Origin of the sequence: Mesobacillus boroniphilus (assembly GCF_018424685.1) — a bacterium.
Classification (GTDB): Bacteria; Bacillota; Bacilli; order Bacillales; family Cytobacillaceae; genus Mesobacillus; species Mesobacillus boroniphilus_A.
This window is the reverse complement of sequence record NZ_QTKX01000001.1, coordinates 1,918,826-1,931,205: the sequence shown is the minus strand read 5'-3', so window position 1 is coordinate 1,931,205 and position 12,380 is coordinate 1,918,826. Positions and strand designations below refer to the sequence as shown.

Here is a 12,380-nt window from a genome sequence, read left to right as displayed (position 1 = left end):
ATGAATACGGAGGCGAATAGACCTATGAACTCCGTTTTTGATGAATTGTATCAAAAATATCATCATGACGTTTTTCAATTTTTATTTTATATGGTAAAGAGCAGGGAGCTGGCTGAAGATCTTGTACAGGAAGTTTACATCCGCGTTTTGAAGGCTTACGAGCGGTTTGAGGGCAAGAGCAGTGAAAAGACCTGGCTGTTTTCAATTGCAAAGAATGTCGCGATTGATCACTTCCGCAAACAGAAGGGCTGGAAGCAGCGATTGCTTGAATCCTTTGATATGTCTGTACGCCAGGTAAGGGACGACCAGCCCCTGCCGGAGGAAATGGCACTTCAAAGTGAAGAAATACAAATGATGTACAAGTGCCTCGACCAATGCACGGTTGACCAGCGAATGGTCATCATCATGCGCTATATACATGAGTTAACAATAAGTGAAACAGCAGAAGCTTTATCGTGGACGGAAAGTAAGGTAAAGACGACACAGCACCGTGCGTTAAAGACACTGAAAAAGCTTATGGAAGAAATAATTGAAAAGGAAGGGATGACTAGTGAAAAAGTCACAGCTAAGCGATAAGCAGCTAGAAGAAATCCTCGGCCAGATGCCAAAGATAAAAGATCATCGCGACTCTCGTGACATTTATCAGAATATCGCCCATCGTGTTGAAAAGAGAAAGAAAATGCCAACATGGGTCATTCCGGGTGCAGCTCTCGCGGCAGTACTCTTCCTTGCCTTTATTCTTTCACCAGGATTGATGGGAAACAACTATTCTGAAGATAAAAGCATGGACAGCAGTGCTGTTGGAGAAAAATCATCCATGGAAATGAATACAGCAACCAGCGATGATACGGCAAATGAAAGTGCGAGCCAGAAGGAGAGTACTTTCATGATGGAGTCAGCAGATAGTAAGGTAGTAGAAAAGAACAAAGAATTCGCTGCGATGGATAAAGCAAATCCTTATGACGGCCTAATTTCTTTGTATTCAGAAGAGGTAGACACCGAGACTTCTGAAGTTCTCACCTACGCAATTCCTGACAAGCAGGCTATGACTGTGGTTCCAGTTACCGTAACAACACCCAAGAAAAATGCAAAAGCCTGGATTGACAGCTATGCAGAGACAATGTCAAAACTTAAGGAAGAAGAATGGGGTTTAAGCGATTATTATCCACTGGATGCGAAATGGAGTTCAGATGGAGAGAACAAAACATTGAGTATGGATGTAAAGGAAAATCATAATTTCAAGTACGGAAGCTCGGCAAGCACTAATTTTAAAGAAGCAATGACCCAGAACTTTTCTGGAAAGGGATTTGAGAAACTACTTCTTTTCACTGAAGGAAATAAGGGAATACTCCTGGAAGGTTATGGAACGATGGATGAAATGCCAATCAGTGCAGAACAATCCGCCAGACGGGCTTATTTATTCTTGTTAGCAGATGGGATCGAACTACCGTATCTTGTGCCAACAAAAGAAAAGTTCGAAACCATTGAATTTGCTTTTGAGCAGATGCTGAGTGACATAGATGAACAAAATCTTACTGCATCAATTCCTGGGAATATAAAATTAGATTATACAGAAAAAGAGAATAGTGTATTATCGATTTCTCTAGGAGAAGTAGCACTTGATGATAGTTTCCTGCCTCATCTGGAAGCGATCTTACTGACAGCAAAAGAGTTCAATTACAAAGGCGTAAAAATAGAAAATGCGAACATCGAACAGCTGGGACCTTTCAATTTGAACGAAGTCCTCCCGCTCCCAATCGCTCCAAATAAGAAAAATATTGATTAAAAAAAAAAGGCCACCAGGTCTTTTTTTTTGTTTAGAAAGGTGGTCTGTAAACCCCATACCATAAACAAATTTTCCTTCTTTTGCATAAAAAAGCAGATTCCCACCAATTATAACGAATGTGCTTTTTTAGCTGCTTCTTTTTCCACCATACAGTTCTATTTTTGTACAGGCTGTCATAGGGATGAAAAGGGAGCAAAAAGTTAAGGAGGAAGAAAATGCAGGATTATATAAAGCGTTTACTCATTGCCGGGTTAATGGCACTCTGTATCAGCTTGCTATTTCTTGGCGGAAAGCACTCTCAGGCAGAAATGCTCGATATAACAGAATTGACTTCAGATTGGGTTTGGCCAGCTGAGGGAATCATTACGGATTTATATGGAACGCGTCATGGCCATCATAAAGGCATTGACATTGCTGGTGAATTCAAAACACCTATACATAGTGTTGATAAAGGGGTAGTAACAAAATCCTATTATTCGGGCTCATACGGACACGTTGTGTTCGTTAAGCATGATAACAATCTGGAAACTGTATACGCCCATTTGAATAAAAGGAATGTTAAAGAAGGACAGGTCGTTAAGCAAGGTGATATTATCGGCCTGATGGGAAACACGGGGGATTCTTCTGGAGTACATCTCCATTTTGAAATCCATATAGAAAAATGGACATATGAAAAGGAAAATGCCATAGATCCAGTTTTGGCATTGGGAGAAGCTGCTGTAGGACAGCCTATTTTGGCTATGGCGAAAAAAGGTAATGAAGTGACGATGGAAACAATCGCCAAGCTTCGATTGACAGACGATATCGCCATTAATGACCAAGGTGAGAGTTTAAACGCTGAAAGTGAAAAAATAGATGGTCAAAATTCAGCGGCTAATGTCCCTCCATTAGTTGAAAAAACGATAAGGCATACTGTCCAAAGAGGAGAGACCCTTTGGTCAATAGCCGGACAATATAACACTTCTGTAGAAGTGATCAGGCAAGATAATAATATCAATGACAACCATATCTCTTCAGGGGATGTTTTAAAAATCGTGAAATCAGGTGAAAACAGTTATGTCGTTGCTTCGGGGGATACACTCATTTCTATCGCAAGAAAGACAAACACATCTGTGGAAAAATTAAAAGCTTTGAACAATTTGACATCTGACACGATACAACCGCAGCAAATATTAATAACCCGATAATCTAATCCTTGTTCCCGGCTGTTATCTGAAAGTATAATAGGTAAAACGGTCATAAAGGGGACGGGTACTATGCTGACGGATTACCACAACCATCTGGAAAGAGGCACATTGACGCTGGATTATTTGAAGCAGTTTACTGATACGGCCAATCAAAAGGGAATTCAGCATTTTGGGATTTCTGAGCATGCATATCACTTCTATCAGACTGCCGATATCTTGCGCAACAGCTGGGTAGATGAACGCAGATATTATGATATGGCTGATTATGTTAATCTTTTTGAGGAAGCATGGAGAAATGAAATTGACGTTAAAATGTCAATCGAGATGGACTACACTCCTGGCAAGCATAAGGAAATGGAACAGTTCATCAAAAGCTATGACTTTGATTATGTAATCGGATCGATCCATTGGATTGGTGATTTTGGGATTGATCTTGCCGAGTATCGCAAAGAATGGGACAGAAGAGATGTTTATGAAGTTTATAAAAGTTATTTTGACCAGGTTGTAACACTGGCGCAAACAAATCTGTTTGATATAATCGGTCATATTGATCTTGTGAAAATTTTTAAATATGTCCCTGAGGATGAAAGTTTCCTATTGGAACAGTATGATCGGGCGACATCGGCGCTGGCCCAATCCAAGACCTGTGTGGAAATAAGCACTGCAGGCTTAAGGAAGCCTACCCAGACTTTGTATCCAGATAAAAGGCTATTGCAGATGTGCTTTGATAAAAAAATACCGATTGTGTTGTCATCGGATGCCCATGTACCTGAGCATGTCGGTGCTGATTTTGATCAGGCTATTGACCTTGCTAGACAGGTTGGCTACGAGGAAATTATGACGTTTTCCAATGGAGAACGAAGAGCGTTCCCGTTAGGTTGACAAAAAAATACAGGCCTCCGATAACCGGGGCCTGTGTGCTTAGCTTATAGGACAATGCTGTTGATTGCGACAATGTCCTGCAGTGATTCAAGCTTCACGATCATATCGTCTGAAAGTGGCTTGTCAAAGGAGAGGACCATTATGGCTTCGCCGCCAGCCTCTTTCCTGCCAACCTGCATTGTCGCAATATTTACTCCATGGTCGCCGAGTACTTTTCCTACATGGCCGATTACACCGGGACGGTCCATGTGCTGGATATATAGCAGGTTTCCTGAAGGATGGAAATCGATAGTGAATCCATCAAGATTAACAATTCTTGGTCCGTAATGTTCAATGAATGTTCCTCTTGCTGTAAAAACGTCTCCATCTCCACGGGCTGTTATGGTAATGGTGTTTGCGTAACCATACGAATTTCCTGTCACTTTTTCCCCGACGATAATCCCTCGTTCTTTTGCAATATGGATTGCGTTCACTTCGTTAACCTTTATATCAATACGGTTTTCGAAAAAGCCTGCAAGCAGTGCTTTTGTTAAAAAAGAGGTCTCCAGTTCAGCGGCAGTGCCTGAATAGGTGGCTGTCAGCTCGCTGATCCCTTTGTTGTGGCATTCCGAAACAATTTTGCCCATTTCTTTTGCCAGCTGGTGAAAGGGTTGGATTTTCTCATAGATTTCTTTAGACATAGCTGGGAGATTAATCGAGTTGGCTACGGGTTTATCATCAAAGAAAGTCCGGATTTCACGGGCGACCTGGGTAGCAACATTCAACTGCGCTTCTTTTGTTGAAGCTCCTAGATGAGGGGTAACGATGACTGAATCAAGTTTCAATAAAGGGTGGTCGCCAGGGGGTTCAACTTCAAATACGTCCAATGCAGCACCTGCGACATGTCCATTCTCAATAAAATGGGCTAGAGCCATTTCGTCTATGATTCCGCCTCTTGCGCAGTTCAGCAGATAAACTCCTTTTTTCGTTTGGCTCAAGGTTCTTTCATTTAGCAGTCCCTTTGTTTCTTTTGTTAGAGGAGTATGGACGGTAATGATATCCGCTTCGGCAAGGACCTCGTCGAAAGTGGATAATTGAACGCCTAAAATCTCGGCGCGCTCCTTGGTCAGGAATGGGTCGTAGACCTTCACAGACATTCCGAAAGCCCTCGCCCTTTTTGCAAGCTCAGAACCAATTCTCCCTAACCCGATGATTCCTAATGTTTTTCCGTATAGTTCATTTCCAATAAACTGATTTCTTTTCCATTCCCCTTTTTTAACAGTGGAGTGTGCCTGTGGAATGTTCCTCATAAGTGCCGCCATCATCGCAAAGGTATGTTCTGCAGTGGAAATCGTATTCCCATCTGGAGCATTTACCACGATGATTCCTCTTTTAGTCGCTTCAGCTATATCGATATTATCCACCCCAACACCTGCGCGACCAACGATTTTTAAGGAGGGCATTCTGTCTAGAAGCTCAGAGGTGACTTTCGTGGCACTTCTGACGAGAAGAGCATCTATCTTTTGTATATCGATATTTTCAGAATCTATGCTCCCGATATGTAACTGAATATCAGGCTGTTCTAATAATGGCTGTAAACCTTCTTCTTTTATCGAATCTGCGGCAAGAACTTGAAACATCCAGATTTCACTCCTTAAAAGAAACAATTTTCTGATTATTTTACAAGACGAATATTCTTTTGTCAAACTGCAAAATCGTTCACGAATAGAATGTAAGCGTTGTCATAATCTATTGATTAATACTAAATATATTCTGTTATTCCGAATTTAGCAGAGATTTATTTTACAATCATAAGGGTTTTATGAATAAAATAGAATTAAACTCTCATCGTAGTCAAAAAATCGTCACAAGCATACACCTTCACAAATTATCTTTTTTTCAGTATAATAAACTTGTTAAATTAAATATGGTCTATCTTCGGGGCAGGGTGAAATTCCCGATCGGCGGTAATGAGAATTTTTTCTCTAAGCCCGCGAGCCTGTAAGGGCAGGATTTGGTGCGATTCCAAAGCCGACAGTATAGTCTGGATGGGAGAAGATGGAGGTTCTGCAGACGTTCAAAAAATGCAGGTTTTGAACGTTTATTAAGCATGCCTTTCACAAGTCTCCCTCAAGCTTAGCACTTGAGGGTTTTATTTGTTACGGGTATGTGAATGCTGAATCTTTCTTCTTTATGTGAGATGGATCTCTATAAGGAGAGAGGGAAAATGAAAAAAATTAGTGTAAAAGCAATGGTTTCAATTGGTATGCTGAGCAGTATCTCTTATGTATTGATGCTGCTGAATTTTCCGCTGCCACCGTTTCCAAAATTCTTAATGGTCGACTTCAGCGATATTCCTGCATTGATTGCTGCGTTGATTTTTGGTCCGGCAGCAGGTATTTTAGTAGAATTCTTGAAGAATACACTTGATTATTTCATGACAGGCAGTGATACTGGTGTTCCAGTAGGCCATGCTGCCAATTTTGCTGCAGGGGTTTTATTCATACTGCCAACGTACTATATTTATCAGCGGATGAAAACCAATAAGGGGATGACATTTGCTTTAGTGGCTGGGACAGCTAGTATGGCAATCCTGATGAGTGTCCTTAACTACTACGTATTCCTACCTGCATACACATTGTTCTTGAACATGCCAGCAATGTCTGGAGCGGATGCGCGAGCCATGATTGTTGCCGGAATTTTACCATTTAATTTTGTAAAAGGCATATTGATGTCTGTTATATTCATGCTGATCTTCACAAGGATGAAAACTTGGATTGAAAGACAGCAAACATTCAAAAGTGCATAAACTAATATGAGATCGTATACAAAAGCAACGGCCTGCACCGTTGCTTTTTTTGAATTTTATAGGTGGTTAAATGACTGGCTGCTCCTGATAAAAAGGGAGCTGGATACTGTTTTATGGTTTTTATAAATTCAAGATTTATAAAAACCATAAAAAAATTCCCGCTTACAAGCGGGAATTATGTACTATCTTTATTCGAACTTCATTGCATCTCCGTTAAATGGCTCATCTGCAACTTTAATTGAGTCAGTTGGGCAACCTTCGAATGCATCCATCATGTCGTCAATTAATACATCAGGAATCTCAACGATACCTTCGTTTTCATCAAGTGTTACGAATGCGATGCCTTCATCGTCGTAATCGTAGATATCTGGAGCTGCTGCACCGCAAGCTCCGCATGCAATACAAGTTTCTTTGTCAACAATTGTGTACTTAGCCATGATATAATTCCTCCCAAGTGTTTAACAATAATATGGCGTTTTCACCAAATAGTGAAAACGTATTCCTCATATCTATTGTAAAACTGTATCGTCAACATTTCAATAAAAAAAGTATTGAGAATGCTTATCACACAAGGCATTGAATGGTTTTTTCGTTGAAAATAAAACATTTTACTAGATATTTTCATGTTAAAATAATGTTGTATTATTTTTCTGCTATAGTGGGCGCCGAATATTATAGTGCCCTTTGCTTAATTTTTCATTCAAGGGTGATTTGATGGGGATAAAATATTTAGAGACAGTCGTATTGTCTATATTGAAGAGAATCAATGGCGAAAGAACCATTTATTCGTTATTTCATCTTTTTCAGGGCAAGCGTTCTTCGCAGACGATTCAGGACGCGCACTTATATAAAATCACCCCATATTTTCATACATACCCCTCAGTTACCCGGGATGGACTCGAAAAAATGATTAACAGGCTCCAGCACAGGGAGCTGGTAGAGGAAATAGCAGAAAAAAAGGTAATATTAACGGAAAAGGGCGAAGAAACCCTGAACCTGGGGTTATCTGAATATAGTTTTCCTGAATATCTGAATGGCTGGAAATATCATCAGGTAACGGATTACTTTTGGGAAAGGTTGACACTGCTTATCCAGGTGAGTTCAAATTTAATCAACCATGAAAGGTCCTTTATACCAGTAAGGAATAAGCGAGAAACCCTTATTTGGGTTAAACAATACATCAAGCAACAAAATGAAGATCGATATAAGCTGGCAGAAAGGCTTTATGGTGAGCTTATATCTGCACTTAATAATGAAAAAACGAGACCTGAATTGGTTGTTTTAAGGTTGACAGGTTTTAAGAAAATTGGATTGACGACTATGCAGGCTGCTGAGTTCACCGGGCTGGAACCGGCGCGTTATCATTTCGAATTCTTAAATTGCTTGCATGCAATGTTTGACAGGGTCCTGGAGAATGAGCAGGCCTACCCACTACTGAATGGATTGATCAAAAAGGCAGAGCGAAACGTACCGTTGACAATATCAACGGACAAGACATATAAATTAATGCAGAAAGGTTATAACTTGGAAGAAATTTCCGCTGCCCGTAACCTAAAACAAAGCACTATTGAAGATCATGTTGTGGAAATTGCTCTTTCCATCAAGGAATTCAATATAGACGGCTATATCCTTCAAAACAAAAAGGAAAGAATCCTTCAGGCTGCACAGCGAAATTCTGCAAAAAAGTTAAAGCAAATCAAGGAACAAGTGACTGATGCCTCCTATTTTGAAATCAGGCTTGTTCTGGCTAAATATGGTGATATGGAATGGAGTTAAAAAGATATTTAAAAAAGTATTTTAAATTCGAGGATTTCCGTCCAGGGCAGCAAGAAACGATCGAATCTGTTTTAGGAAGAAAGCATACGATCTCAATGCTGCCAACTGGAACGGGAAAGTCCCTGTGCTACCAACTTCCAGGCTATCTGTTGGACGGGCCAGTCTTGATTGTTTCACCACTGTTGTCATTAATGCAGGATCAGGTTGAGCAAATGATGGCAATGGGTGAAAAGAGAGTGATTGCTTTGAATTCCTTTTTGTCACCACAGCAAAAAGCAAAAGCCCTGGAAGAACTCGAATGGTTTCGGTTTATCTTCATATCTCCAGAAATGCTGGGGATTGAGTCTGTATTGAACCGGATTAGAAAATTGTCTGTTTCCCTGTTCGTTGTGGATGAAGCCCACTGTATATCTCAATGGGGATATGATTTTAGGCCGGACTACCTCAAGCTAGGAGAATTCAGGGAGAAGCTTGGACGACCTTTGACGCTCGCACTAACAGCCACGGCTTCGCATGAGGTCAGAAGGGATATCGCAGAAAAGCTCCATTTAGGAGATTGGAATGAGGTTGTCTATTCTGTGGACCGCCCGGTTATTTCACTTGCTTTAGAGTTTGCATCTACCTTTCAGGATAAGCTGGACCGGACAGTCGAGCTGGTGAAATATTTGAAAGGCCCCGGGATTATTTATTTTTCTAGCAAAAAAGTCGCTGAGCAAACTGCGTCTCATATGAGAGAAAGAGGAATCAAGAATGCCATGGCTTATCATGGGGGATTGGATTCGGAAAGCCGGGTCCTTATCCAGCAGCAATTCATCAATAGCCAGCTTGACGTCGTCTGTGCTACCAGCGCCTTCGGAATGGGGATTAATAAAGAAAATGTCCGATATGTGATTCATTTCCACATGCCGATGCAAATTGAATCCTACCTTCAGGAAATAGGGAGGGCAGCAAGGGATGGCCGCGATTCGATTGCCATCCTGATCTATACTCCGGGAGACGAACAGCTGGCGTACCAGCTTGCTGAAGGTGAGCTACCTGATCAATATCAGATTGAAAGGCTTTTTGCGTTTTTAAACGATAACCATATTCATTATCAAAACCTTGCCGAGCGTGCCGAAGAGCTATCAATGATATGCGGCTTCACCGAGATACAATGGCGGATTGTCGAAGATTACCTGTCTAATGTTGAAACTTTGGATTATAAAAAAGATAAACAGAGACTCATCCAATTGATTGAAAACCGCTTGATGGTAAAAAATGCGAAGATTAAGAAGATGCTTGAATGGGTTCATACAAAGGAATGCAAAAGGGCTGTTATTTTGGAATTGTTTGGAGAAGAATTGCAGGAACGGCCCCGGAATTGCTGCAGCAACTGTGGTATAGATGTGGATCATTATAAAGAAGCCGAACCATCCAGTAAACAATCGGAAGCAGCGATGGACTGGAAGCAGGAATTGGCTTCAATTCTATTGATGAGAGAGCGGATATAATGAAAGATCGATATAAGGAAACAGTGGCAGGACTTACTGAAAAAGAACTGCTTTTCCACTTGGTTGCTACGCAAATTTTACTATTAACGATTTCGACTATATTAGGTATGATATTGTTTGATAGCCTGAATGAATTCAAAGAATTATTTATTTGGGGCGATTGGAATATTTTGTCGGTAGGACTCCTTGCTGGGGCAGCTGTCGTGGCTTTGGACTTCATACTTATGAAATATCTGCCGAAGTCCTATTATGACGATGGCGGATTGAATGAAAGGATCTTTAAAAATAGAAGTGTAATCCAAATCATGCTGATTGCGGCTATGGTTGCAATCAGCGAGGAAATCCTTTTTAGGGGAGTCATTCAGACAAACACAGGATTAATCATATCGAGCATCATTTTCGCAGTCGTTCATTATCGATATCTGTTCAATTGGTTTTTGTTTACTAATATTATTTTATTGAGTTTCTTAATTGGCTATATTTATATGGTGACAAATAATCTTGTTGTTACAATTGTGATGCACTTTTTCATTGATTTTATCTTAGGTTTGATCATTAAATTGAGGACTCAAGCAACAATTGGGGGTACAGACAGTGAATAAGGAAAAACCTATCAGGGACCAGGCGGAGCGGCTGAGAAAAAGAGTGGAGCGCAAATCTGAGAATACTGTTGAAAAAAAGGAATCCCTTCCACCGAGAAGTGAGATGCACAGGCAAAAACAGAAAAAAACGAAAGTTAAAGTAAAATACCCGGTCATCAGGCTGATGGCCCTGTTTTTTATCTTGCTGCCAATTTCTTTTTTTAGCATCATCTCTTATCTTGATGGCGCAAATACTCCTTTGAATAAGTCGCTGGAACGTGCCGGAGTGGAATTGATCAATGTTGAAAGTCAGGAAGATGGAAAAGTTGTAGACCAGGAAGAAGAAGAGACACCATCTCATGAAGAAGTTGCTGATCCGGATGAAATCGATGTTGTGGCAGCTGGTCCTGCTCCATCAAGCAGCGGGGACAAAAACACTACCGAAACTCCTGGTGTCGGTGAAGATAAAGAAGGCAGTAAAATAACGGATCCAGCTTCCTCAGAGCCCGAAAATGAGCCATCAGCCACAGAGGGCACCACAGCCACAGGAGAAGAGGTGCCCGGAAGCAGTGAAAAGATCATTTACCATACAGTGAAACCGAATGAAACATTGTTCAGAGTATCGATGAATTATTATAAATCCCAGGAAGGAATCCCAATCATCAAAAAAGCAAACAACATCCAGGGGAATGAGATCCAGGCAGGACAAGTATTGAAGATACCTATCAAAAATTAGCCGGAGTGAAAACTCCAGGCTTTTTTTGATTGATTGGAATCTATAAAGGGACGTGCATCTTTGTCAAAGCTAAACGATGCGCTTGCGCTTCGGTTTTTGCTGGAGAGAGTATAGTGTGGAGTTGGGCTTGATTCTTTTTTGGATGGGAATATCATAACTCCATGGACAAGTTCATAAAAATTATAAAAGGCTGTTTTCGTAAAGATTTAAAATCCTAATGCCGATTTTAACGCAATATAATGCTATTTTGTAGTTCGGTATTAAGTTTGCATGCTCTTTTCTCATAAAAAGGGGCTGCTTTGAGAAGAAAAATAGTTCATTCACTCCTATTTTGTAGTCAATAGCAACAAAGTTTGAGAAAAGAGCCATATAAAAAGGGGAGGGCTTGTCATGGAACAGGAAATCGTGAATCTGGATGACCGTACGGATCCTGCAACTAAAAGGATGTTGCAGAATTTGATTGATCGAAAGAAAAAGTTTGACCGGTTTAAATCGCGGCATCTTTTATCAGTATGGGTGACGATCGGGTTAATCTCCATCTATTTCTACTATCTCTATATAACGGTGTTGAAACCGTATTCTTATTCTTTCGCTGAGATTTTTTCAGTGTATGTCCAAAATTCTGCGAATTTATATTTCCTTATATTGACGGTAGGGACCTATGGGTTGATGATCCTGTTTAAGGAGAAGCGTGAAAAGGCAGAGAAAGAATACCAGGCGCTTCGTTGTGAAATAGTAGACCGAAGTAAGGATTTATGGAAAAAAGAAGAGGAATGGAAGAACCGCCATATTGTGTTTGAGATGATGAAGAAAAAGTTTGATATCAATCTGTTTCATGAAAATAAATAGAAGCATCCAAAGCGGATGCTTCTTCCTTTAAAAGATAAGAAAGTATAATCTTCTACTTCGAGAAGTGTCTAGCTCCAGCGCCAAGCCCATCGAGACGCTTGTCTAGTTGCGGCTCCTAACTCCTCGAGACGCTTCGGTCCTGCTAATGAAGTCAAAGAGCGACTTTACTGGTCGGCTCTCTGAGGCACACGATGTGCTAGACCCGCCAGCCACAGGACAAGAAAGGCTTCGAAGCGATTCATCGCACGACCGAAAGCGGTAGCTTTTGGGAGGACGTGCGTTTTTAGGCGTGCAATGCTTGTCGG

The 12,380-nt window shown here is 40.8% G+C and carries 12 protein-coding genes and 1 riboswitch; of the genes, 10 read left to right on the top strand and 2 right to left on the bottom strand.

The genetic code is table 11. The features are described from left to right. The first annotated feature begins 24 nt into the window (after window positions 1-24). The 4 genes from sigX to DYI25_RS09875 all read left to right on the top strand — a co-directional run bounded on the left by sigX (window position 25) and on the right by DYI25_RS09875 (window position 3,855). Complete coding sequence (sigX, locus tag DYI25_RS09890) at window positions 25-576, top strand: RNA polymerase sigma factor SigX (RefSeq protein WP_213368333.1); 552 nt, start codon at window positions 25-27, stop codon at window positions 574-576. Beyond that, window positions 551-1,786 carry a hypothetical protein gene (locus DYI25_RS09885; protein ID WP_213368332.1) on the top strand — a complete coding sequence of 412 codons (1,236 nt, stop codon included), beginning with the start codon at window positions 551-553 and terminating at the stop codon, window positions 1,784-1,786. Before sigX ends, DYI25_RS09885 begins: the two co-directional genes overlap by 26 nt. Window positions 1,787-2,001: 215 nt before the next feature. Further along, entirely contained in the window at window positions 2,002-2,973 is a 972-nt protein-coding gene (locus DYI25_RS09880; protein ID WP_213368331.1) for a M23 family metallopeptidase, read from the top strand. 69 nt (window positions 2,974-3,042) lie between these two features. Beyond that, window positions 3,043-3,855 (top strand): histidinol-phosphatase, encoded by an 813-nt coding sequence (locus DYI25_RS09875; RefSeq protein ID WP_213368330.1) that lies wholly within the window; start codon window positions 3,043-3,045, stop codon window positions 3,853-3,855. Window positions 3,856-3,899: 44 nt separating this feature from the next. Here the strand turns inward: DYI25_RS09875 and serA are convergent, their stop codons facing one another. Continuing rightward, window positions 3,900-5,474 (bottom strand): phosphoglycerate dehydrogenase, encoded by a 1,575-nt coding sequence (gene serA / locus DYI25_RS09870; protein ID WP_213368328.1) that lies wholly within the window; start codon window positions 5,472-5,474, stop codon window positions 3,900-3,902. A gap of 290 nt (window positions 5,475-5,764) precedes the next feature. Then, window positions 5,765-5,898: riboswitch (FMN riboswitch) on the top strand. A gap of 163 nt (window positions 5,899-6,061) precedes the next feature. Here serA and DYI25_RS09865 point away from each other — a divergent pair. Further along, window positions 6,062-6,643 carry an ECF transporter S component gene (locus tag DYI25_RS09865; protein WP_249745300.1) on the top strand — a complete coding sequence of 194 codons (582 nt, stop codon included), beginning with the start codon at window positions 6,062-6,064 and terminating at the stop codon, window positions 6,641-6,643. Between the two features lie 188 nt (window positions 6,644-6,831). Here DYI25_RS09865 and DYI25_RS09860 read toward each other — a convergent pair whose 3' ends face one another. Further along, the gene (locus DYI25_RS09860) at window positions 6,832-7,080 is read right to left on the bottom strand and encodes a ferredoxin (protein WP_213368325.1); all 249 of its coding nucleotides are present in this window, start codon (window positions 7,078-7,080) and stop codon (window positions 6,832-6,834) included. Between the two features lie 277 nt (window positions 7,081-7,357). Between DYI25_RS09860 and DYI25_RS09855 the strand changes: the two genes are divergently transcribed. The 5 genes from DYI25_RS09855 to DYI25_RS09835 all read left to right on the top strand — a co-directional run bounded on the left by DYI25_RS09855 (window position 7,358) and on the right by DYI25_RS09835 (window position 12,075). Then, entirely contained in the window at window positions 7,358-8,419 is a 1,062-nt protein-coding gene (locus DYI25_RS09855; RefSeq protein WP_213368323.1) for a helix-turn-helix domain-containing protein, read from the top strand. Beyond that, window positions 8,410-9,909, top strand: a complete 1,500-nt coding sequence (locus DYI25_RS09850; RefSeq protein WP_213368321.1) for a RecQ family ATP-dependent DNA helicase — start codon at window positions 8,410-8,412, stop codon at window positions 9,907-9,909. The genes DYI25_RS09855 and DYI25_RS09850 overlap by 10 nt, the downstream gene beginning before the upstream one ends. Beyond that, on the top strand, window positions 9,909-10,511 hold the full coding sequence (locus DYI25_RS09845) for a CPBP family intramembrane glutamic endopeptidase (protein WP_213368319.1): 603 nt from the start codon (window positions 9,909-9,911) through the stop codon (window positions 10,509-10,511). Before DYI25_RS09850 ends, DYI25_RS09845 begins: the two co-directional genes overlap by 1 nt. Then, window positions 10,504-11,226 carry a LysM peptidoglycan-binding domain-containing protein gene (locus tag DYI25_RS09840; protein WP_213368317.1) on the top strand — a complete coding sequence of 241 codons (723 nt, stop codon included), beginning with the start codon at window positions 10,504-10,506 and terminating at the stop codon, window positions 11,224-11,226. The genes DYI25_RS09845 and DYI25_RS09840 overlap by 8 nt, the downstream gene beginning before the upstream one ends. Window positions 11,227-11,616: 390 nt before the next feature. Further along, window positions 11,617-12,075 (top strand): YpbF family protein, encoded by a 459-nt coding sequence (locus tag DYI25_RS09835; RefSeq protein WP_213368315.1) that lies wholly within the window; start codon window positions 11,617-11,619, stop codon window positions 12,073-12,075. The last annotated feature ends 305 nt before the right edge of the window (window positions 12,076-12,380 follow it).

Coding starts and splice junctions, on each gene's coding strand:
- serA (WP_213368328.1), bottom strand. CDS start 5,474: ATGTTTCAAGTTCTTGCCGCAGATTCGATAAAAGAAGAAGGTTTACAG.
- DYI25_RS09875 (WP_213368330.1), top strand. CDS start 3,043: ATGCTGACGGATTACCACAACCATCTGGAAAGAGGCACATTGACGCTG.
- DYI25_RS09860 (WP_213368325.1), bottom strand. CDS start 7,080: ATGGCTAAGTACACAATTGTTGACAAAGAAACTTGTATTGCATGCGGA.
- DYI25_RS09880 (WP_213368331.1), top strand. CDS start 2,002: ATGCAGGATTATATAAAGCGTTTACTCATTGCCGGGTTAATGGCACTC.
- DYI25_RS09865 (WP_249745300.1), top strand. CDS start 6,062: ATGAAAAAAATTAGTGTAAAAGCAATGGTTTCAATTGGTATGCTGAGC.
- DYI25_RS09845 (WP_213368319.1), top strand. CDS start 9,909: ATGAAAGATCGATATAAGGAAACAGTGGCAGGACTTACTGAAAAAGAA.
- DYI25_RS09855 (WP_213368323.1), top strand. CDS start 7,358: ATGGGGATAAAATATTTAGAGACAGTCGTATTGTCTATATTGAAGAGA.
- DYI25_RS09835 (WP_213368315.1), top strand. CDS start 11,617: ATGGAACAGGAAATCGTGAATCTGGATGACCGTACGGATCCTGCAACT.
- DYI25_RS09850 (WP_213368321.1), top strand. CDS start 8,410: ATGGAGTTAAAAAGATATTTAAAAAAGTATTTTAAATTCGAGGATTTC.
- sigX (WP_213368333.1), top strand. CDS start 25: ATGAACTCCGTTTTTGATGAATTGTATCAAAAATATCATCATGACGTT.